The following is a 23,783-nucleotide window of genomic DNA, read 5'->3' on the forward strand; positions in this document are numbered from 1 at the left end:
GCCGGAAAATCCGGCTTAAATTGCTAAGGTTGCGGAAAGTCAGATCGCGGCCGGCAGCCGTTTAGTCGGGACGGGCAAGATAGGCGCGCCAGCCGCCGTAATCGGTAATGTCCAGTGCCTCGCCCACGGCGGCGGTTTCGCAGACGAAGCCCTGCACGCTAGTGCCGTCCTGCAATTGCACGCTGCCTATACCCAACGGCGGCGGTATTTCGGCGACGAATTCGCCGTAACGGCTGACCGGTAAGGCCCACACCTCGACCGCAATTGCCGCGCCGGGTTCGGCGCGCACCATACCGGGCCGCTTGCCGTCCGGCAACGCATATAGCCGGTAGGTCGGCGCGGTGTGCGTGCGTTGCAACAAGACGCCGCCGCGGCCGGTCAACAGATGGTTTAGCTGCAGGCCGGACAGATGCGCGCCGCATACCGCGACCCGCACGAAGCCGGACGAGTCATCAGTGCTCGCGTCTGGATATTCGGCGCTTAAGGTTTGGGAGACGCCCAGCGCATGCGGCGCCAATTGCTCGCGCCGTTTCGCCAAAGCCAGCAAGGCCCGGTCGGCAAAGGCCGGCGCGCACAAGGTGATGCCGAACGGCAGGCCATTGGCGCGAAAACCGGCCGGCAGCGCGATGGCGCTGAAGTCGAGCAGGTTCATGAAATTGGTGTAATAGCCTAATCGACTGTTCAATTCGAGCGGATTGTCTTCGACTGCCGCGATCCGGTAGATGGTGCCGGTGGTCGGCGTGACCAGTACATCGATTTGCCTCCAGATCGCATCGCTTCGCACCTTCAATTCCTGCAACCGGTAAAATGCTTGCCAGGCATCGGCCGCCGACAAGTCCGCGCCGTTGGCCAAAATGGCGCGGGTAACCGGGAATAGCGCTTCCGGGGAGTTTTGCAACAGCTCGCCGGCAACCAAATAGCGCTCGGCCAGCCAAGGCCCGGCGTAAAGCAGGCTGGCGGCGTCCAACAAAGCTTGAATGTCGACTTCGATCGCGCTACCGCCTTGCCCGACCAGTTCCGCAACCGCCTCGGCGAATAATGCGCTGGCAGCAGCGTCGCCGAAAAATTGCAGTTGCTCCGGCTTAGGTACACCGAAACGGAAGCAGCCGGCGAAGCCTGGCGGCACAGGCAAGGGTTGATCGGGACGGTTGTAAGCATCCGCATCGTCGTAAACGTTGGCGACCCGTATTACCCGTTCCGCGTCGGCGGCCGTCAACGTGAAGATCGATACGCAATCCAGGCTGCGGCAAGCCGGCACCACGCCGGACGTGCTTAACAAGCCCCGCGTCGGCTTGACGCCGACCAGATTATTGAACGCCGCCGGTACCCGGCCGGAACCGGCGGTGTCGGTGCCCAGTGCAAAGCTGGCCAACCCCGTCGCCACCGCGACCGCCGAACCCGAGCTGGAGCCGCCGGCGATGTAAGCCGGATCGAAACTGTTGCGGCACACACCATACGGCGAGCGGGTACCGACCAAACCGGTCGCGAACTGGTCCAGATTGGTCTTGCCGACCGGAATCGCACCGGCGGCGAACAATTGCCGCACCACAAAAGCCGATTGCTGCGGCTGGTAGGCGTAAGCCGGACAGCCTGCGGTAGTGGGCAGACCGGCCAGATCGATGTTGTCTTTGATCGCAAACGGAATCCCATACAAGGGCAAGTCCTCCGCCGATTTATCCGCCAACGCCGCAGCATAAGCTCGCATCTGCGGTAGCGATAAACGGCTGATCCAGACGCCGCGCGCCGGTGCGGATTCCAGGCGTTGCCAGAGCATGTCCACCAATGCCGCCGGCGTCAATTCTCCATCCCGGTAAGCTTGGCTGAGGCCGGCGATGCTCAGTACCTCGGGCAATTCGGTCCAAGCCGTCATGCGTCCTCCCCGGCCTGCAGCACCAGCAAATCTTGGCCGGCGCTGATCTGGGCGCCTTCGTTGCAAAATACTTTCCAGACCGTGCCGTCTTCCGGCGCCGGCACCGGAAACTCCATTTTCATCGATTCGACCACCACCAAGGCGTCGCCTTTCCTGACGCTATCGCCGGCCTGAACCAATACCTGCCAGACATTGCCGGCGATATGGCTGGCCACGGCCCGGGCGCCGGGCGGCAAGTCTAGTTCGGTATCGATGGCCGCCGCCGCGACGGTCTGGTCGTCGGCATAAACCTGGCCGGCTTGCTCCCAGCGTTCGCGTTCGGCGTCGAAGGCAGCCTGTTGGCGGCTTTTGCATTCGGCGATCTCCCCGGCGTGTTCGCGTAGAAAGTCGTTGTATTGGCGTAAGCTGAAGGTTTCCTCGCGAATATCCAGCTTGAGCTTGCCGCTGAGCACATCTTGCCGGTAACGCAGCAATTCCTCGGCGGATACCGGATAAAACCGAATTTGGTCGAAAAAGCGCAGCAACCACGGCTTGCCGTCGCGAAAATCGGCGGTTTGCCGGTAGCGATTCCACATCGGCACGGTGCGGCCGACAAACTGATAGCCGCCCGGGCCTTCCATGCCGTAGACGCACAGGTAAGCGCCGCCGATGCCGACTGCATTCTCCGGGGTCCAGGTTCGAGCCGGGTTGTATTTGGTCGTCACCAGTCGGTGGCGCGGATCGATCGGGGTTGCCACCGGTGCGCCGAGATAGACGTCGCCCAAACCCATCACCAGGTAGCTGGCGTTGAACAGGATCTCCTTGACCTGTTCGATGCTGTCCAGTCCGTTGATGCGGCGGATGAATTCGATATTGCTCGGACACCACGGCGCATCCTTGCGCACCGACTGCATGTATTTTTCGATAGCCAATTGCGTGGACGGATCGTCCCAGGACAGCGGCAGGTGGACGATGCGGGTCGGCACTTCCATGTCTTCGATGCCGGGCAATTCGGCTTCGGCCTGCGCCAGAATCCGCATCAGTTCGTCCAGCTCCAAGCTTCGATCATAATGCACTTGCAAGGAACGTATGCCCGGCGTCAGGTCAACAATGCCGGGAATGCCGCGCTGTTGCAGCCAAGTCATCAAGGCGTGCACCCTAAAGCGCAGATTCAGGTCCAAAATCAATGGCCCGTATTCGACCAGTAGGTTGCGGTCGCCGGCTTGGCGGTAGGTGACGGCTACCCGCTCGCCAGAGGCCGGCAGCTGGGCGACGATGCAGCTTTCCTGGGCATCCGTTTCCGCTGGCAATTCGGGCAAAGCCGCATCGGCAGGATTGGCTATGACCCGTTCGACCTCGGCATCCAGATGTGCAGCCTGTTCGCGGTTCAAGCGGATAAAGCGCACGGTATTACCTGGCTTCAGTTGGCCCAGTTTCCACAATTCCGCCGCGACCACCGTAGCCGGACAGACAAAGCCGCCCAGACTGGGACCGTCCGGACCGAGTATCACCGGCATGTCGCCGGTAAAATCCACCGCGCCTATTGCGTAGGCGTTGTCGTGGATGTTGGACGGGTGCAGGCCGGCCTCGCCACCGTCGCTACGCGCCCAGCGCGGTTTCGGGCCGATCAGGCGAATGCCGGTACGGTTGGAGTTGTAATGCACTTCCCAATCGGTCGCGAAGAATTCGGCGATGTCCGCATCGGTAAAAAAGTCCGGCGCGCCGTGCGGCCCGTACAGCACACCGATGTGCCAATGCTCGGCGTAGCTGGGGAGCGCGCTTGGATTCGGTACGACTTCCTCAGTCAAACCGATTTCCGCCGCAATCGGCAACACGTCGCCGACCCGCAGCACCCGGCCGCCGTGGCCGCCGAACTGGCCCAAGGTAAACGTGGCGCGGCTGCCCAGATATTCCGGCACGTCGAAGCCGCCTTGGAGCGCCAGATAAGTTCGGCAACCCTGGCCGGCAATAGTACCCAGTTTCAATACGTCGCCGGCGGACACTTGAATGGCTTGCCAGAATGCCACCGATTCGCCGTTCAACTCGGCTTGCATCGCCGCGCCGGTCAAAACGATGCGGGTGGCGAAATTGAAGCGCAGGCAGGGACCGTTGATCGCCATTTCCAGACCGGCCGCGTGTTCCGGGTTGCCCAAAATCCGGTTCCCTAAACGAAAGGCCAGCATATCCATCGGCCCGGACGGCGGTACGCCTACGTCCCAATAACCCAGGCGGCCCGGATAGTCCTGGATCATGCTTTGGGTGCCGGCTTCCAGCACATCCAAGGTGCGCGGACGATAAGTCAGTCCGGCTAGATAAGCCGTGATCTGCCGGCCGCTGCGAAACACGTCGTCGGCGACGATCTGCCGTAAATAGGCCAGATTGGTTTCTATACCGGCCAAACGGGTGTTGGCCAGTGCGGCGTGCATCTCCGCCAACGCCTGTTCGCGGTCGGCGGCGTGGACGATGACCTTGGCCAGCAACGGATCGTAATGCGGCGTGACTTCCAAGCCGTTTTCCAGCCAATGGTCGATCCTGACTGCGGCCGGAAACCGGCAATCGGTCAACAGGCCGGCCGACGGTTGGAAGTTTTTGTTCGGGTCTTCGGCGTAGACCCGAACTTGCATCGACCAGCCCTGCGGCGCGTGCCGGTATTGATCCAGAAATACGGAATCGCCAGCCGCCAAACGCAGCATCCATGCCACCAGATCGGTGCCGGTGACTTGTTCGGTGACACCGTGTTCGACTTGCAGCCGGGTGTTGACCTCCAGGAAATAAAACTCGCCGCTGTCCTGGTCGTAGACGAATTCGACCGTACCGGCCGAACGGTAAGCCACCGCCTCGCCCAGTGCCAGGGCATGGCGATAGAGTGCCGCGCGCGTCGCCTCGCTGATGCCTGGCGCCGGGGTTTCCTCGATCACTTTCTGGTTGCGGCGCTGTACCGAACAATCGCGCTCGCCTAAATGGATCACCCGGCCCGCGCCGTCGCCGAATATCTGCACCTCGATATGGCGGGCGCGTTCGATGAATTTTTCCAGATACAGGCCACTGTCCTTGAAATTGGCCGCACTCAAGCGCTGCACTACGGCAAACGCCTCGCTCAGTTCGGTATCGTTGCGGCACAAGCGCATGCCGATACCGCCGCCGCCGGCAGTGCTTTTCAGCATCAACGGATAGCCGATGTCGGCCGCCGCTTGCAAGGCCTGGGCGATATCCGCCAGCAAGCCTGTGCCCGGCAGTAACGGTACTCCGCAGGTTTTGGCGATCTCGCGAGCGGTATGCTTCAAGCCGAAACGCCGCAATTGCTCCGGGGTCGGGCCGATGAAGACGATACCGGCCGCCGCGCATTGTTCGGCAAATTCGGCATTTTCGCTCAGAAAGCCGTAGCCGGGATGGATGGCCTGGGCGCCGGTGGCCAGCGCCGCTGCCAGAATCCGTTCGCTGCGCAAATAGCTGTCGGCCGCCGCCGCGCCGCCGACGCAAACCGCTTCGTCGGCATCCTGCACGTGGCGGGCGTGGGCGTCGGCTTCGGAATACACCGCGACGCTGGCGACCCCCAATTGCTTTAAGGTCCGAATGATGCGGCAGGCGATTTCGCCGCGATTGGCGATCAATACCTTGTTAAACATGAATCCTCTTCTGGCGGGCCGTCCCGCCTTGCTTTGCCAACGCCGGGTCGTCCCGGCGCGGATTACGGGTCAATCCCAGATCAGCAGGCGCACCGGCGTCGGGTTGTAGGCGTTGCACGGATTATTCAGTTGCGGGCAGTTGGAAATCAGCGCGATGACGTCCATCTCGGCCCGCATTTCCACGTATTTACCCGGCGCGGAAATGCCGTCGGCAAAGGTCAATTGACCGTCTGCCGTGACCGGCACGTTCATGAAAAAATTGATATTGCTGGCGATGTCGCGCTTGGCCAGCCCGCAGTCGGCGTGGCCGATGGCCAACAAAAAGCTGTCGCGGCAACTGTGCATGTGCTTCTTATCCAGGGCATAGCGCACGCTGTTGCTCTCGGCGGCACAAGCGCCGCCTAAGGTATCGTGGCGACCACAGGTGTCGGCCACGATGGTCAGCAGCACGTTACCCTCGCCGGACATCAGCTTGGTGCCGGCACTCAGGTACAAATTACCTTGGTGGCGTATCGTGTCGGTGGCGCTGTAGCGTTCTTCATGGTCGGCGGCGCTGTAAAACAAGGTGTCGACGGCTTGGTTGCCTTCCAGATCCAAGATGCGGAAGGTCTGGCCTTGTTTGATGGTATATAGCCAGGGTTCGCCGGCCGGCAAGGTGTAATCGTAAAGTGCGGTGCTCGGGTCGAGCGTGCTTTCGACGATGGGCATAGGTTGGTTCTCGTAAAATCGGTGATTACAGGAAATAGCGTTCGGTATTGGTAAAGCCGCGGCTGTTTTCCGGGCGGAAATTGCGACATTTATCGTCCTGGTCCGGCAAATCGCCACGGTAAGCCTCGAGCTTTACCGATTTGGGCTGGTAATGCGGATTCGGGTCCAGTGGATGCGGGCAGGTGCTGAGCAGCACCAGCGTGTTCAGTTCAAAGCGCAGCTCTACTTGGTTGCCTGGGGCGGAATGTCCAACTTGATATTGCAAATTGCCATCGTCGTCGGCCGCGATCTTGCTGAAGAAGTTGACGTTGGCGACCAGGTCGCGCTTGCCCAAGCCCCACTTTTCCAATTCGATCAATAAGCTGTCGCGGCCGTTGCGATACATGGTATTGCGATGGCTTTGGTAACTGGCCGTGCCGTATTTGGCCAGCACTTGCGCGGCGTCGGATACACCGCACACCGTGTCGTGCCAGCCCAGCGTATCGGCGGTAATCGAGCACAACACCCGGCCCATGTCCGAATAGCAGACAAAGCCTTCGCTCAGATGAAAGGTATGTTGGGCCTTCAGCGTGTCGGCCATGTTGTAGCGTTCAGTGCGTTCGTCGTCATTGATAAACAAGGCCGCCAGATTGGCGCCGCCTTCGCTGTCGGTAAAACGCAAGCGGTTGCCGCGCCGCATCCGGAACGAGGTATGGGCGCCGGCCGGCAGATTTTCGCTCCACAGCAGGTCTTCGTTATTTATCGAGGCTAAGCTCATCGTGGTCTCCTGAATCGGTTATAGCGCCGGGCTCTGCCCCAGACGCTCGAGTAGTTCGTAATTGGTTTGCATGCCGGAAGTCTCGCGAATACCGGCCAAAATCTGTTTTTTCAAGGCAATGAAGTCCGGATTCTGTTTCATGTCCTGGTCACGGTGGTCCGGCAACGGTACCTGGTGTATCGCGGCGATGCGTCCCGGCCGGGGGGCCATCAACACCACCCGGTGGGCCAGATAAATCGCTTCTTCCACGTCGTGGGTGACGAACAGCACCGTGGTTTTTTCCAGGATGGATACGTGCAGAATCAGATCGTGCATCACTTCGCGGGTCTGGGCGTCCAATGCGCCGAACGGCTCGTCCATCAACAAGATGCGCGGCCGAGCCATCAAGGCCCGGGCAATGGCCACCCGCTGCTGCATGCCGCCGGACAGTTGATTCGGATAGGCGTCGGCGACGTGGCTCAGACCCATCAAGCGGATCAAGGCGTCGGCCCGGCCTTCGGCTGATTCAACATCGCCCAGCGTCGATACGTCCCGATGCACTTTTAATTGCCGACAGAACTTGATGTTGTCGGTCACGCTCAACCACGGATACAGGCTGTAATGCTGGAATACCATGGCCCGGTCAATGCCGGGGCCGGCGATAGGCAAACCGTCGACGTTGACGCTACCGCCGCTGGCCGGCTCCAGGCCGCCAACGATGCGCAGCAAGGTCGATTTGCCGCAGCCGGACGCGCCGACCAGCGTGACGAACTCGCCGGGCGCAATGTCGAGATCGGCATCCTGCAAGGCGACGATATCCGCGCCGTTGGCGGCAAAGCGTTTTTGCAAGTTGCGGATTTGAATGATGGGAGTCGTCATCGGCGCTATCTCCGGTACAGCCAAGGGAAGCTGCGGCGATGCGCCCAGCGGAAGCATTGGTCGGTAGCCAGGCCGAATAACCCAATCAGAATGATGCCGGCGAAGATTTTGTCGGTCTGTAAAAAGCGTTGCGCCTTGAGCACGGCAAAGCCCAAGCCGGAATTGGCCGCCACCAACTCGGCTACCACCAGATAGGTCCAGGCCCAGCCCATCGTCACCCGCAAGGTATCGAGAATCGCCGGTTTGGCCGACGGCATGATCACCCGCATCACGATTTCGTCGCGGTCGGCGCCCATGGTTTGCGCCGCTTCGATTTGTTCCATCGGCACCCGCCGCACGTCCTCGGCGATCATCAACAGCATTTGAAAAAAGGTGCCGATGAAAATAATCGCGATCTTGGCGCCCTCGTCGATACCGACCCACAGCATCACCAACGGGATGAAGGCTGCCGCCGGCATATAGCGGATGAAGTCGGTCAACGGTTCAAACAGGGCCTTGACCGGCGCATAAGTGCCCACCAGTACGCCCAAGGGCAAGGCCAGCACTGCCGACAATAGAAACCCGGCCACGACCCGATAAACGCTGATGGCGATGTCGCCGAGCAAATCGCCGTCGCGCAGCCATTCCCAGGCACTGTCCAACACCAAAGGCGGCGTCGGCAGGAACACCGGGTCTATCGCGCCGCCGGCGGAGACCCACCACCAACCGAGCAGCACCGACAGTAAACCGCTCATTGCAATCAGCCAATGCGCGCGCCGTTCCAAACTGCCGCGTATCGCCCACAATGGTCGGCGCGGATTCAAATTGCCAGTCATAGTTGCCACCTGGAGCTAATGAACGGCGAGCGCTTCGGTCACCAACGAGGCGTCAAAGCCAGCGGCTAAATCGGGCACGGATTCGATCAGGCGATTGTCTTTCAGAAAGCCGGCAATGGTCGGACCGACAGCGGCCAAGGAGGACGATTCGGTTGCGACGGCCATGGCTTTGAGATTGTCTTCGAGAGTAAAGAAGCGGGTGCCCGGCAGAAACACTTTGTAGGCGTCCGGTTTCATGCCGACCACTTTGGCCATGATCGCGACGGCTTGGTCGGGCTGCTCGCGGATAAAGCGTTGCGTATCCTGCCAAGCCTTGATCATGCCGACCAGTTCGGCACGGTGGGTTTCGATGGCTTTAACCCTTGCTACCAATAAGTCCGGGATCAAACCGGGCATGTCTTTGGAAGTGAACAAGGCAGAACCTTTGCCGCTGGTTTGGATATTGTTGACCCAAGGATTCCACACCACGGTCGCGTCGACCCGACCGCTCAGAAACGCCGCCGCCGCGTCGCCGGCCGACAGGTTTACGGTTTTAATATCGTTGAATGTTAGGCCGTTCTTGCTCAGCGCCGTGGCAAGCACGAAGTGGGATATCGAATATTGCTCGAGAGCGATGGTTTTGCCTTTCAGGTCGGCGAAGCTTTTGATGCCCGGATTGACCATCAAGGCGTCGTTGCCGTCGGAATTGTCGTTGACCAAAATGGCTTTGATCGGCACGTTCTTGCTGAGCGGCGCCATCGTGTCGGACCAGGTCTGGCAGTTGGCATCGAGTTGGCCGGCCGATAGGGCCGAGATCGAGTCGGTGTAATTGGCAAACCAAACCAGTTTGACTTTGGCACCGTATTTTTTGAAATAGCCGTTCTTCTCGGCGACGTACCAGGCCACCCAGCCGGGCCAATCGCTGACGCCGACCTTTACCTCGGCGAAAGCCGGTTTAGATAAGCAAAACAACGCCGCAGCGAGGACAAGCGCAATTAATCGGGACAGGCAGTGGGAGAAAGTAGATGTCATGAGTAGCTCCGGTCGGGTTGAAAAAGCTACACGTAGAGGCGGACCGGTTTGTTAAACCGTCTGACCTCCCGGGCTTTTATCCCGCCGTGTAGCTCCCCGAAAGAAGCCGGCAACTCTCGGTCGCTGACGTTCGAAATCGAACCGGAACCCTAGTCACCATTTTGATAAGGCGCTTTTATGATCGCGCCTCACGTGTTGTAAAACTATACAGCAAGCAATATGCCATACTTAACTCTGCATATAAATCAATTATATACAAAATCATACCGATTGCAAAATCAAACTTTTGCGTTTTAGTGGTGCAATCACAGACAAAATTAGATCTAAATTGGTGCACAAGATTCTGATTAAAGTAGCTTATTTGGATCTTGGCTGGTTTGCGAAATGCCCTCTTTTAAACAAAAACCTTGACCTTTAAAGCTGCCATATTTCCCTTTGCCCGATGACACAATCGACCAATTGCAAGCCGTTACAATTACCTGTTTTTTTCAGAGGCATAGTAACGCTCGATGCCTTCCCGAACGTCATTCCGTAATTCATCGTCGTCCCAAGGCTTGTTGTGGAATTTGTATATTTCGCCTTTGTTAACAGCCTCGGTAATAGTGTTTAGGTCGGCATAGCCGGAAATAATCATTCGTACCGTTCGCGGGTGCATGATTTTAACGCGCGACAAAAACTCCGTACCGGTCATATCGGGCATGCGTTGATCGCAAATAATCACCATGACAGGATGATTGGCCAATAACTCTAGTGCTTCTCCACCACTGCCGGCCGTCAAAATTTCATAATCATCCCGCCACAAGCAGCGCTTCAGCGCCGACATGATATAGGGTTCGTCATCCACGATAAGCACCTGCGGTTTTTGTTCATCCGAGGGGAAACGCAGTATAGTTCCGGCCTGCAATAACTGCCGAATCTCAGCGCTGGGCAAGGGCCGGCTGAAATAATAGCCCTGTAGCTGATCACAGCGCAGCCTTCTCAGGTAAGTGGTTTGCCCCTGGGTTTCCACCCCTTCCGCTATGACGGCCAGGCCCATGCTGTGCGCCATCGCGATGGTGGCTTGCACAATCACCGCATCGTTGGCATCGGTGATGACATTGTCGATAAAGCTTTTATCTATCTTGAGCTTGTCCACCGAGAATTGTTTGAGGTAGGAAAGCGAAGAATAGCCGGTGCCGAAATCGTCAATCGACAGATGGATACTGAGATCCTTCAGCTGTTTCAGCAGCGTCAGGGTCTCGGCTACATTCGTCATCAACAAGCTTTCGGTAAGTTCCAATTCAATATAATGGGCCGGCAAATCGGTGTCAGCGAATAACTGCTTTAGCAAATCGACCAAGCCACCCGCCTGCATTTGTATGGCGGAGACATTGACAGCAACGGTAAACCCCTCAGGGATTAGGCCGGCATCGCGCCATTCCTTGGTTTGCGATACGGCCCGCTTGATAATCCAATCTCCCAAGGGCACGATCAAGCCGGACTCTTCCGCCAAGGGGATAAATTTATTCGGCGGCAAAAATCCTTCACGCGGGTGATTCCAGCGCACCAAGGCTTCCAGGCCAATGACTTTTCCGCTGGTAAGATCGACCTGAGGCTGGTAATGAAGCTCAAATTGTTCGCGCTCGACCGCGTGGCGCATGTCGTTGGTCAGCGCAATTCTGGTCAGTAACAGCTCATTCATGTCCTGTTTGAAGAAACGAAAGCCAGACGCTTTATCGGCTTTGGCGTGATTTAAAGCTATCCCGGCGCGCTGCACCAATTCGCTGGCCGATTTAGCGTCCGAGGGATAAAAACTGATCCCGATCTTGGCTTCCAGATGGATTTCGTGCTGGGCTAAAACCACTGCTTCCGTGACCGCCGCTCTCACCGTTTCAGCGAGTTGTTCGGCTGCCGAGGGGCCGTTGATGTCCGAACAGGCAATATTGAAATTATCCTTGGCCATGCGGGTGACAAGGCCTTCGCTACCTGCGGCCTTAACCAAACGATTGGCAATGATTTTCAAGGTTTGGTCGCCAATTTCGTAACCGTAGGTATCATCGATCATGTGGAAATTTTCAATATCCAAACGCAAAACCGCAATATCGTGATGCTGATGCTCGGCTTGCGCGATGGCTGACGACAACAGGTCTTCGAAGAAAAATTGATTCGGCAAACCGGTGACCGGGTCGTACCGCGATAATTGTACGATGCGGTCCTGCATCTGCCGAGTTTCCGTCAAATCGTTGATGATGGCCACAAATAACGGAGGTTGATCATCGATTAATTCCAGATGAACTTCAACCGGATACTCGCTACCGTCTTTACGTCGATGGATGGTTGAAAAATCGCAGCGACTCTTGCTGCCCGCACGCAGCGGCGCGCACAACAGTTCAAACGCTTCCAAGGTTAACTCGGGTGTGATATCCAACGGCGTCATCCCTTCGAGCTCTTGGCTTGAATAACCAAGATTGTCCCGCCCGCCCTGGTTAACATCAATAAACCGCAGTGTTCGGCTATCGAAAATATGAATTTCATTGGTGGAGCGGGCCAACACCTGGCTGAAACGGGCGGCCTTTTTCTCGACACGCTTGCGTTGGACGATGCGCCAGAGGGCATTGGCTATCAGTTGAACCGTTTCGACATCCAGCCCCGTATACTCGCTCGATCTGTTCCCTACACCGGTTAACATCAGCACTTTGCCATTCTCGATTACCGGCACGGTAATCAGGCGACGCAGTTCGGGTTGCGTTTCAGAAAAACCATCTTCAGGAGGCTGTCGTAAAAGCCCCCTCTCCTCGCCGGAGAGGGTTGGGGTGAGGGGGATAGTATAAGATAAAGCATTGATTTGCATACCCTCACCCTGCCCTCTCCCGAGGGGAGAGGGTTCAGTATCGGCTTTTACGACAACCTCTTTAGGGAGATGGACCGGGTAATCATTGAAAACCGCCGGTTCGCGGCTTCTGACAGACTCGGCCAAGATACCGGCCTGAGCCAGAGCAATGCGCTTCTCTGCGAACCTGTGGCCCTTTGATTCCGGAGTGCCATGGGATTGAGCCACCAGCTCCATACTGTCTTCGTCAACATTGATGAAGTACACAAAAGCCAGCTGGCTAGAGGTCAGATCCTCCGCCAGAACCATACCCCGCTGCATGAATTCCATTTCGTTTAAGTCTTCCGATGCCTTTGGCAGTTCCAACAAAGCTTGCGCACGCCGGGCCTGTAAAATCAGCTTTTGTTCGTTCTCTATACGCTGAGTGACATCAACACCAACACCATCCCAAACCACGCTGCCATCGGCTTGCTGTTTTGGGCTGGACTGAAAAGCAATCCAGCGCTGGCGGCCGCCGGGCGGATTGAACAACACGCTGCCTTTGTAGACTTTTAATTCTCTTAAGCATTCGGCTTCCGCTTCCCGGTATTGCTGAAGCGACTCGGGCGCCATTTGCGCAAAGAACGGATTGATGTCGTCGATCAGTTGCGCGGGTTTCAGCCCGTGCAATTTCTCCACCCCGGCGCTAATGTATTGCAGAGCAGCCCGCCCGTCCTGCCAGATTTGGTAACGATACACATAACCATCGGGCAGATTATCGCCCATCACCCGCAATTGATGCTCCCGCTCCCGCAAAGCCTGCTCGGCTTCGACGCGTGCGGTGATGTTATTCAACAAGCCATCGAAGGAATCCACTTCGCCCTGTTCGTTACGGCTTAGTCGGGTAAATTCATCGATCCAGAGCCAATGGCCGTCACCGTGCAATAGGCGGTATTCCTGATGATATTCGTCCGGGCCATGGGCAATATGTTCAGCGACTTCGGCTTCGATCCGAAACCGGTCTTCGGGCGGGAGCAAATCCAGATACTTCACTTTGCCCAAGCGCAAATCCTCCGGACGATAACCCCAATCCGAGATATTGGCACTGACATAACTCACCGGCCAATCCTCAGTGTTGCGCCAGGTAATTGCAACCACCGGAGACCGGCAGACAATGGAGTCCAAGTGTTGCAACTCGGCGGTGTGCAGCTCAATCAACTGCTCGAAATGATGATTCAGGCGGCTAAGTTCCAAATGCGTGCGTATCCGCGCCCGAACTTCATCAATATCAAAAGGCTTGGTAATGTAATCGGCGGCACCAATCGAGAAGCCGCGCACTTTGTCCACCGTTTTATCAACCACGCTGACGAATAACACCGGTATCCGGTTACCTACGGCTGTTGCCTTGATGCGCCGACACACTTCATACCCGTCCATTTCCGGCATCAGGATGTCAAGTAGCACCACATCGGGCGGATGGGGGCCCAGCACTATTTCGACGGCTTTGCGGCCGTTGTTGGCTACCCGGATGCGGTATTCCTCCTTTAGGGCCTCGGCCAACTCGTGGATATTCTCCGGCATATCGTCAACCAACAGCAGTGCCGGCCGCTCCGCCCTGATCAACATCTGTTCGTTTAAGGACATCAGCGGCTTGCGGCGATATTGGCGCAATTCCAGTTGCGTCAGTATCCGCTGTTTCAGCAGGTCGGGATTAATCGGTTTGGTGATGTAATCGGCAGCGCCCAACTTAAGGCCGGCGGCCTCGTCAGCGGTTTCCGACAAGGCCGTGACGAAGATCACCGGAATATCGGCCGTCATCGGATCGGTCTTCAGCCGCCGCAACACTTCGTAACCGTCCATGCCCGGCATTTTAATGTCCAGCAATACTAGATCCGGGCCTGGGGCGCGTGTCGCCAGTTCCAGCGCTTTTTCGCCGTTGGTCGCGGCAAGAATGGCATAGTCTTCGCGTAGAATGCTCAGTAAAGCATGCAGGTTTTCATTGACGTCATCGACGATCAAAATACTCGGTTTGCTGTTATTCGTCTGGGACATGTTAGTTTCGCTGATCTAGTGATGGTCCAGCCAACAGGCGTTGTTGTACCGCAACCAACAGGGCTATGGCTTGATCTATGTTAAACGCATCGACCTCGGCGGCAATCTTGGCGAAATCGGCTTCGAATTCACTAGCCGCCGTACCCTGGCGCAAATCGCCGATCAACGCTTCGGCTGCGCCTAAATCAGTTTCCAAAACAGCCATTAGCCGGGTAATTTTAGCGTTCACGGCATCGGCGGACAGCCGTTTTGTCGGCAATGCGGCCGGCGCCGGCGGTGCGGCAAGACTATCGATGTCGGTCATCACCTGTTGCAGTAAATTGCGCAACTGCTCCATGTTTTCTGCGGCCGGCCTTTGCTTTTGTTTAAGCCCGGCATCAATGCCGGCGACGCACTCGTAAAACGCGTTGGCACCGATATTGCCGGCCACGCCTTTCAAGGAATGACAATAATTTTCAGCGGCTGTGAGATTGTCGGTCTGTAATATACGCTGTAATTCGTCAACTGCGTTGGCGTAATGTTCGCGAAAGCGCCTGAGTTGTTTACGGTAAGCGGTTTCCTTTCCGCCGATGCGGCGAATACCCTCGCTGACTTGCAAACTTTGCAAGCCCAATAATTCGGGAGAACAAACCACCCGTGCCGGCGCATCATCGACCAGATAAGTCTCGGGCAGAACAACGGTGGAAACGACAGGCAGCCATTTTGCCAAACAGGAAAACAAGCTTTGCGGTTCAACCGGTTTGGTAATGTGGTCGTTCATGCCGGCCGCCCGACTTTCTTCGGCATCGCGGGCCATTGCCAACGCAGTCATGGCGATGATCGGCAAGCTGGCGAAGCGCTCTCCCCCCGCTTGCCCGGCCAAAGCGCGAATCCGCCGCGTTGCCTCCAGACCGTCCATCACCGGCATCTGGATGTCCATCAATATGCAATCGTACTGGTACCGCTGCACCATCGCCAATGCTTCCTCCCCATTCACCGCCTCATCCGCCTCGATATTCATACTGCGCAGCAATTCGACAGCAAATTCGCGATTGATGGCGTTATCTTCCACCAATAAGACGTGGCGGCCAAGCAAATTCGGCGGCGCCTGAGCGGCGGCATACTGCGATTCCTGCCTTTCGAGGACGTCGCCCCGCCCCAATGCCGACAGCATACTATCCAACAGCGACGACGGCGAAACCGGCTTGATCAGAAAACCGTCTACTCCGGCTTGGTGAGCCAGCGACATCACGTCTTCGCGGCCGTATGCCGTGATCATGATCACCTTAGGTTGCAGCACAATTGCCGCATCGGCATGAATTCGCCTAGTGGCTTCGTCGCCATTCATGCCGGGCATCCGCCAGTCCATCAACACCAGATCGAAAGGATGGTCGGCGGCGGTTTCCAGCAAACGAATCGCGCTGGCGCCATCGCCGGCCAAACTGACATCCAATTGAAAGAAACGTAACATTTCCGCGAGAATTTCTCGGGAAATTTCGTTGTCGTCCACTACCAAGACGCGGATGCCTTTCAGTAAAGACCCGGTCTGATCCAACAATTCCCGGCGGCGCGCCTCGGCCTGTTGGGCAATTTGCAGTTGCACCGTGCAACAAATAGTCGTGCCTTGTCCGGGTTGTGAATCTTCCAGCCAGATCCTGCCGCCCATCAGTTCCACCAGGTGTTTGCTGATTGCCAATCCCAATCCGGTGCCGCCGAACTTCCGAGTAGTGGACTGATCGGCCTGGGTAAACTTCTGAAATATCCGCCCTTGCAGCTCCCGATCCATACCGATGCCTGTATCGCGAACCGAAATCTGTAAGATGATCGCGTCGGCCTTTTTGCTGAGCATCCGGAACGCCAATTCCACTTCCCCGCGTTCGGTGAATTTGATGGCATTGCCGCACAGATTGAACAGCACCTGTTTTAAGCGCAGTGGATCGCCTCGCAGGGTGGCAGGGATATTCACATCGTAGCGAATTAAAAACTCCACGCCTTTTTGCTCAGCCTGTAGTCCGATAGCGTCTGTGAGTTGTTCCAGCACTCTATCCAGAGCAAATTCGGTGGACTCAACCTCCAGCTTACCGGCTTCGATTTTGGAAAAATCCAGAATGTCGTTGATGATACCCAACAGCGAATGCGCGGCGCTCTGCGCCTTCGTCAAATGGTTATGCAAGGTTGAGGGTAAATCCTGCTTCAGCGCCAAATACAACATGCCCAAAATCGCATTCATCGGTGTGCGGATTTCGTGGCTCATATTGGCCAGGAATTGACTCTTCGCCAGCGTAGCGGCTTCCGCAGCCTGCCGGGCTTGTTCCAGCTCTACGGTGCGCGCCGCCACTAGCTCTTCCAGATGGTGGCGATAAGAATCCAGTTCGACCTCTACCCGTTTTTTCTCGGTAATATCCTCCTTGATGGCCAGATAGTGAGTGACGGCACCGTCCGCTTGCCGTACCGGCGTAATCTGTGCCCATTCGATGTATTCGCTGCCGTCCTTGCGGCGGTTAATCAATTCGCCGGACCAGCTTTTACCCTGGGTCAGGGTATTCCACATTTCGTCGTAAGTGGCTTGACCGGTGTGTCCGGATTGCAGGATCCGCGGATTTTGGCGGATGGCTTCCTCGCGGCTGTAGCCGGTGACCGTAGTAAAATGCTGATTAACGTACTCGATTTCCGCTTGCAGATTGGTGATGACGATGCTGTTGGGGCTTTGCTCCACCGCAAGCCACAGTTTGCGTAGCTCCGCTTCCGCCTGTTTCAGTTCGGTAATGTCGGTAATCACTGCCACTCGACAGTTACGCTCGGAAAAATGGATGTCGTGCGAACGCACGATGATGTCGATCACCCGGCCGTCTTTGAGGATATGCTGCCACTCGCCGATATAGGCAAATCCGCGCAGTCCGGCAGCCAGGGTGGTAATGGCCTGTTTCTGTTGGTCCGGGAACAGATCGGTGAGTTTTAGCGCGGTGATTTCCGCTTGGCTGTAGCCATATAACTGGTTAAAGGCATCGTTCACGGCAACCATGGCCAGTGTGCCGCGCTCGTAGATCAACATCGGTGCCGGATTGTGGTCGAAGAGATGGCGGAACTGCTGTTCAATCTGCTTGCGTTCGGTAATGTCGGACCAGATCAGGGACAAATAATTGCGGCCTCTGATCTCAATCACTTTTATGCTGACATGGACATTCAACAAAGTGCCGTTCTTGTGGCGGCGTAAGGTATCGAATTGCGCACCGCCGGCTTGCATGAAATCGTCTGCTATCTGGCGCACCTGGGCGGCGTCGAATTCCCCCTGTATATCAGGCAGGCGCAAGCAGGCGAATTCCTCGCGGCTATAACCCAAGTGTTGGCAGGCCGCATCATTGAATTCGATGAATTCGAAAGTTTCAGCATCGATCAGGGTAATCGCGTCGGTGGCCTGCGAGACGATGGCACTGAAAATCCGCTCGCGATTTCTGGCTTTTTCCTCGATGATCCGGCGTTTTATAAAACTACTCACCCGTTCCGCCACGGCATCGAGCAAGAGTCGTTCTTCGCCCAAACACTGATCGTCCAGTCCGGGCTGCGATTGCGGATGAGCGACCGAAATGCTGCCGGAGGCTACACCGTCGATTTGAATGGGCGCGGTCAGCAAGCCGGTAGGATGTTTGAAATGGCCGCTGAAATAGCTTTGGCCTTCCCATTCCATGCGGAAGGCAGTTGCTTCGGGACAAAGCCAGCCGGCAGGCAATAGGTCAACAACAAGCTGTAGCACCTCCGGCAACGGCTTTTCTAAATCCTCGGTGGCGCGAAAAACCGCGTGCAGACATTTTTGTTCCTTGATGCGCTCGTTTAAGGCGATCTGCGTTGCATGCAGTTGGGTAATGTCTCGGGCCATACCCAGCACGCCGATCAATTTGCCGTCGCTGGAATTAACCGGGGTTTTAATGGTTTCGTAGAGTACTTTATGCTTGCCGTCGTCATGGGTTACCCAGTCCTGATTGCGAATAGGTTCGCCGGCAGCGATGGCTCTAAAATCCTGTTCGCGGTAGGTATCGGCTTGTTCACGGCTAACAAAATCGTAATCGGTCTTGCCGACGATAACATGTTCGGGTTTGCCGAAAAGGGGTTCGAAACTCGGGTTACACAGTAGGTAAACGCCGTTGGGATCTTTCAGCCATATTTTGTCGGGCATGGCCTTTAACAGGGTGCGTAGCAAATCTTCTTTGTCGGCCAAGGTTTCCAAGGCCCTTTGCCGCTCGGAAAAATAGCAGGCTAATGCCATGCCCACTACCGATAGCACCACCATGAAAAACCAGTAGTTGATCTCATGGCTATCCCCCAAGCTGGGATCGGCCAAGCCGGAGCGTCGCCAAACCAAGCCGAACATGGCCTGTGTCGCGGTAACGACCAAGATCAGCGTGGTAGCGCGGCTGCCAAGACGAACCGCCGCCCAACTGACGAATAGAAATATCCAGTAACTTTTCGCGTAAGCACCGAGGCTGTCGTGAAACCAATCGAGAAAAACCAACTGACCCACCAAAAAGTTCAGGGCAATGATCAGTAATGCTTCGCTGAATTGTTTAACACCTTGCACCTGACAGGAACTGTTAGCCCAGACCAGAATCAGCGGCGTAACCAATATCACGCCCAGCGTATCGCCCATCCACCAATGTAGCAGGGCGGAAAGGACTGCCTCCTCGCCGATAAATCCGGCGACAAACAAAGTCAACACGCCTATTGCCGCCGTCAGCGAACATGCCACAACCCCGCCGAGACTAATCAGCACCAGGTAATCGCGCAGAGTTTTCAAAGATTGGTCGAAGCCACGGACGCGCTGGAGCAACCAAGCGCCTGACCAGGCACCGAAAGTACTACCGATCGATATGCTTGTCGCGCTCAATAACGCTTTGCCTTGCCAGACATTAAGCGCCAACGCTCCGATGAATATTGCCCAGACATAGTGGCGGCCGCCCAGCAAAATAGCCGCCAATGCCAGCCCGCTGGCAATAAAAAACACACTGGCACTGCCATTAGGCGCGAAATACAACAAAGCCAATCTGGCCGTTAAGATATAAAGCCCGGCAGCAGCTATCCATCTCAGCCATGCAGGCGCCATTGCTTCACGCATAAACCCTCCTCTAGCTGAGAGTATAGCGACTGCCGGGGGGATTTCTAATTTAAAAATCTCGCTGATTATTAGCCCGGCGCTTACTCACGGGTCCCGCTGAGGCTATCGAAAGACAGGCTGCATTCGGCCTCGACAAGCCTGTCCGCAGCGCAGCCGAAGGGCTGGGCGCAGCACGATGCCAGTTGTGGCTGGCGATGTGGGGACGAAGGTCGGCTGCCGTCAATCCGCTTTTCGACAGCGGCCATCAATCAACGACAGATACCGGCTATTTTGGGGCGAATCCATTCACCCCTTTGCCGTTAAGCGCTAGCGGCCCCTTGCAGGCCCGCCGGCAATGCTTATTTATAGGTTGGTTTACCGTCGCCAAAGGCGTTCAGCGAAACTTCAAAATAGAAGAAATTACCCGGCTCATTGGTGAAAGGTGCCCCTGTCGCTGTCGCTGATTGACGAACGCCGTTTTGCGATGTGGTGTAATCACCTGGCGTAAAGCGCGCATAACTCAAACTCCAGTCCACGTAGGCGTTGAGTTTATGACGTAGACGAATATCGAACTCATGACCCAAAAAGGTCTTGCCGTTCGCACCGGTTAACCCGGCACGGTTCCAACCGCCACCATCGCTGGCCATCCAGTAGGCGTTATAACCGGTATCGATTTGCACGTCCTTATAGGGCGTAAACTCCAAACGAACCTTAGGGGCGTGGATGTTATTCCATGAAAAATAATCGTTACGCGACCAAGGCTGATTGAAACCGAAAAAGGTATCCAAATTCTGGTTCGTTGTATCGTTAGCGCTTTTGTCGCCGGAGCCATAACCGTAATAAGCACTGGCCCTGGGTTTCCAGTCGTGATCGAAGGTGTAACCCAACTCCAGCGAGTAAGCAATCGCGTCGTGCTGTTGTAAGGTCTGAGTTCTCCGCCCGGTGCTCGACAACTTGCCAAACCGGCCAAACTGCTTATTGATATCGGTATCGTAATCGAAACCGGTATCGGGTATGACACCATAGATTCGCAAACCTGGTGCATAGACATCCACATCAGCTTTGCGGCTGGCATTCACAGCGTTGTAAGGATCACCGTCCACCTTGTGCCCTAAGAAATAAGGCTGGATAGTAATAAATTCCGACCATTGCTTGATGCTCAGTACCGCACCGTATACCCAGGTATCTTCATCCGGCTGATCGAATTCATTCATGATCCGATCCACCGGCTGGAAAGCGAAGGTGTCCAGGTCCCAGTTGTTTTGCTTTTTACCGAACCGCACCCGGTAACCCTCAAAGTTATTGGTGGTGTTACGGAACTGGTTGTTACCGATCAAACGTCTATCCAATAACTCCAGACTTTGTCTGCCAGCGCGAATACTCAGGGGGCGGTTATGGCCCAAGGCGTTTTCAAAATACAGTTCGCCGTAACCCTGAATAAGATCAAACTCGTTAACGTCGGAATTGGTCTTGGCATACAGGCTGTTGTAACTGCGCGAGTCCTGTGCTTCTACGACAAAACGAAACGGGTCGAGAATGTCATGGATACCTACATAGGCGCGGGTTCTCAACAACCAAAGATTATCCGGGTCGTTTTTGAAGCGAGTGCCGGTAGGCCGATAGTCATTCTCGCGGTATTCGTATCGTGTTCGAAAATCCAAGCCGACATCAAGCCATTTCACGTCACGAAATTGCTCGAACTGGGTTTTGCTTAAATTGCGCACGTAGCTGGGTGGATCGGGCTCCGGTTCGACTCGGTAACCTTTAGTTTTTGCGTAATAATCCTCGGCGGCTACCGAGCCTGACCACACCAACAACAGGCCCAAGGCGCCCGATGTCGACAATTTATTTAATGAGTGACGTTTCATATTGTTATTTTGGGGTTTTAGGGTTTTGGTTTCTTGCTTAAAAAACAAGTCTTGCATTCACACGGCCTTTCCATAGACCGTGTTTCACTAAGGGTAAACAGGCTGAGGGCCGTCTATCCGCCAGCTAAATCTTAGTTATTGTTACGCGGATTCTTTTTGCTGACCAAGTCGGAACCGTTCGCGTTTATCGATCTGGACGATCCGGCCATCGTGAATCACCACTTCGACCGAACCGAAGCGGATGTCCTGTAAAATCGCTGCGATTTGCAGTGCAATTTCTTTATTGTCGCCTTGCTTCAATGCATGACTGTTAAGTTCAATCGCCATATAGCCTCCTGGAGTATGGTGGGTTATCGTGGTGTTCTGCATAGGACTTACGGATACTTACCCATGACCGTTGGACAAATGGTAAGAAAACCACAAAGCGATTGAAAACGATATAAACAGAAATATATATCTGTTAATTGGATATATAAGATCACCGATGCTTGGCATCCCATCCTGGCCGCAACAGCCGAAATTCGACAACTTGTTATCTAAATAAAAGATTATCAATTCAATTTATATCATTTCCGTTGGCATTTAAGTTTCTCTATCCTGTCAGCACCTACTGACTGTTTCCAGAGAAACACAATGACTCAAAGCAACATCATGCCCGGCTTTCGACCGGCACTGTCCTACACCTTGTTCTATCTGGCATTGGTGGTACTGATCCCCTTGAGCACCCTGGTATTCAAGAGTTTGCAACTGGGTTGGGGCGAGTATGTGGACATCATTACCAATAATCGGGTGGTATCGTCGTTCCGGGTCAGTTTCGGTACGTCGCTGATAGCCGCCTTGGTGGCCGGCCTGTTTGGTTTTGTGATTGCCTGGGTGTTGGTGCGTTATCCCTTTCCCGGCAAACGCTTTTTGGACGCTTTAATCGATCTACCCTTTGCCTTGCCGACGGCGGTGGCCGGGGTCATATTAGCGACCATTTTTCAGCCCAGCGGCCTGCTGGGTAAATGGTTGATGGCCTCCTTTGGCGTGCAGGTGGCTTATAAGCCGCTGGGCATTGTGGTGGCATTGATTTTTATCGGTATTCCATTTGTGGTGCGGACCGTCGAACCGGTGTTGCAAGAATTCGACACCACGATGGAAGAAGCAGCTTCCAGTCTGGGAGCCACCCGCTTGCAAGTGTTTACTCAGGTGATTTTCCCCAACATTTTTCCGGCATTGCTGACCGGCGTTTCGCTGGCATTTGCCCGTGGCGTTGGCGAGTACGGTTCAGTGATTTTTATCGCCGGCAATCTGCCTTACGTCTCGGAAATCGTCCCGCTACTCATCATCACCAAACTGGAACAGTACCAATACGCCGGCGCTACTGCGATAGCTCTGACGATGTTGCTGGTATCGTTCCTGTTGTTGCTGATCGTTAATTTACTGCAACTCTGGGCGCGTCGCCGCTCCGGGCAAATTTAGGAGGAATCATGCACGCCAACGTTCATGTCATCGGCGACGCTGCCGGCCAAGCCAACTTCAAAGCACTACATGATCCGTTTTGGGTGCGCTGGGGCCTGGTCGGCGTAGCGGTGGGTTTTATCGTGCTGTTTTTATGCGTCCCGCTAGGCTTGGTGTTATATCAGGCCTTTTCCAAAGGTTGGCAGGCTTATTGGACTGCACTGGCCCAGCCTGACGCCATCGCCGCCATGCAGCTGACGCTCTTGGTTGCGCTGATCACGGTCCCGCTGAATACCGTATTTGGCGTCGCCGCGGCTTGGGCGATCACCCGCTTCGAGTTTTGGGGAAAAAGCCTGTTGACGACCCTGATAGATCTGCCGTTCTCGGTATCACCGGTTATATCCGGCTTGATTTTCGTGCTGATGTTTGGCGCCCAAGGTTGGTTCGGGCAATGGTTTTCCGCGCATGACATCAAGGTGATTTTCGCGGTGCCTGGCATCGTGCTGGCGACCATCTTTATCACCTTCCCCTTTGTGGCGCGCGAACTGATTCCGCTGATGCAGGAAATGGGTAACGAGGAAGAAGAAGCCGCGCTATCGCTGGGTGCCAGCGGTTGGCAGACATTCTTTAAAGTGACTTTACCCAATATCAAATGGGCCTTGCTCTACGGCGTGTTGCTGTGCAATGCCAGGGCGATGGGCGAATTCGGCGCGGTATCGGTGGTATCAGGGCATATTCGCGGGGTGACCAACACCCTGCCGCTACATGTAGAAGTCAGTTACAACGATTACGACGTCATAGGCGCGTTTTCCAGCGCGTCGATTCTGGCCGGCCTAGCCATCGTCACGCTGGTTTTGAAAAGCTTTTTGGAATGGAAGCAAGCCAGAGTTTAAAGACGAAAGACGAAAAAACGCAAGCGTTTTATCGTCCGCTTAACATCCGTTAT

General features: G+C 55.7%; 13 protein-coding genes and 1 riboswitch. Of the genes, 2 read left to right on the forward strand and 11 right to left on the reverse strand.

Translation table 11 applies throughout. The features are described from left to right. Window positions 1–61: 61 nt before the first annotated feature. The 11 genes from atzF to G006_RS0101405 all read right to left on the reverse strand — a co-directional run bounded on the left by atzF (window position 62) and on the right by G006_RS0101405 (window position 21,724). On the reverse strand, window positions 62–1,870 hold the full coding sequence (gene atzF, locus G006_RS0101355; RefSeq protein WP_020481359.1) for an allophanate hydrolase: 1,809 nt from the start codon (window positions 1,868–1,870) through the stop codon (window positions 62–64). After that, window positions 1,867–5,475, reverse strand: a complete 3,609-nt coding sequence (gene uca / locus G006_RS0101360; RefSeq protein WP_020481360.1) for an urea carboxylase — start codon at window positions 5,473–5,475, stop codon at window positions 1,867–1,869. The genes atzF and uca overlap by 4 nt, the downstream gene beginning before the upstream one ends. A gap of 69 nt (window positions 5,476–5,544) precedes the next feature. After that, window positions 5,545–6,183: an urea amidolyase associated protein UAAP2 gene (locus G006_RS0101365; RefSeq protein ID WP_020481361.1), complete on the reverse strand. Its 639-nt coding sequence runs from the start codon at window positions 6,181–6,183 to the stop codon at window positions 5,545–5,547. A gap of 25 nt (window positions 6,184–6,208) precedes the next feature. Further along, window positions 6,209–6,940: an urea amidolyase associated protein UAAP1 gene (locus G006_RS0101370; RefSeq protein ID WP_020481362.1), complete on the reverse strand. Its 732-nt coding sequence runs from the start codon at window positions 6,938–6,940 to the stop codon at window positions 6,209–6,211. 18 nt (window positions 6,941–6,958) lie between these two features. Next, on the reverse strand, window positions 6,959–7,798 hold the full coding sequence (locus G006_RS0101375) for an ABC transporter ATP-binding protein (RefSeq protein ID WP_020481363.1): 840 nt from the start codon (window positions 7,796–7,798) through the stop codon (window positions 6,959–6,961). Between the two features lie 5 nt (window positions 7,799–7,803). Beyond that, window positions 7,804–8,613: an ABC transporter permease gene (locus G006_RS0101380; RefSeq protein ID WP_020481364.1), complete on the reverse strand. Its 810-nt coding sequence runs from the start codon at window positions 8,611–8,613 to the stop codon at window positions 7,804–7,806. Window positions 8,614–8,628: 15 nt separating this feature from the next. Beyond that, a complete protein-coding gene (locus G006_RS0101385; protein WP_020481365.1) occupies window positions 8,629–9,624 on the reverse strand; it encodes an ABC transporter substrate-binding protein in 996 nt (331 codons plus the stop codon). Between the two features lie 63 nt (window positions 9,625–9,687). Continuing rightward, window positions 9,688–9,788, reverse strand: a riboswitch (guanidine-I (ykkC/yxkD leader). 311 nt (window positions 9,789–10,099) lie between these two features. Continuing rightward, window positions 10,100–14,464 (reverse strand): response regulator, encoded by a 4,365-nt coding sequence (locus G006_RS26790; protein ID WP_020481366.1) that lies wholly within the window; start codon window positions 14,462–14,464, stop codon window positions 10,100–10,102. A 1-nt stretch (window position 14,465) separates the two neighbouring features. Then, window positions 14,466–19,550 (reverse strand): PAS domain S-box protein, encoded by a 5,085-nt coding sequence (locus tag G006_RS26795; RefSeq protein WP_020481367.1) that lies wholly within the window; start codon window positions 19,548–19,550, stop codon window positions 14,466–14,468. A 338-nt stretch (window positions 19,551–19,888) separates the two neighbouring features. Continuing rightward, window positions 19,889–21,454, reverse strand: coding sequence for an alginate export family protein (locus G006_RS24645; RefSeq protein ID WP_020481368.1), 1,566 nt, complete (start codon window positions 21,452–21,454; stop codon window positions 19,889–19,891). An 84-nt stretch (window positions 21,455–21,538) separates the two neighbouring features. Then, entirely contained in the window at window positions 21,539–21,724 is a 186-nt protein-coding gene (locus G006_RS0101405) for a YezD family protein (RefSeq protein WP_020481369.1), read from the reverse strand. 306 nt (window positions 21,725–22,030) lie between these two features. Between G006_RS0101405 and cysT the strand changes: the two genes are divergently transcribed. Together cysT and cysW are read left to right on the forward strand one after the other, a co-directional pair. Further along, entirely contained in the window at window positions 22,031–22,858 is an 828-nt protein-coding gene (gene cysT / locus G006_RS0101410) for a sulfate ABC transporter permease subunit CysT (protein WP_020481370.1), read from the forward strand. A gap of 8 nt (window positions 22,859–22,866) precedes the next feature. Beyond that, window positions 22,867–23,730: a sulfate ABC transporter permease subunit CysW gene (gene cysW / locus G006_RS0101415; RefSeq protein ID WP_020481371.1), complete on the forward strand. Its 864-nt coding sequence runs from the start codon at window positions 22,867–22,869 to the stop codon at window positions 23,728–23,730. Window positions 23,731–23,783: the final 53 nt, after the last annotated feature.

This window comes from Methylomonas sp. MK1 (assembly GCF_000365425.1).
Taxonomy (GTDB): domain Bacteria; phylum Pseudomonadota; class Gammaproteobacteria; order Methylococcales; family Methylomonadaceae; genus Methylomonas.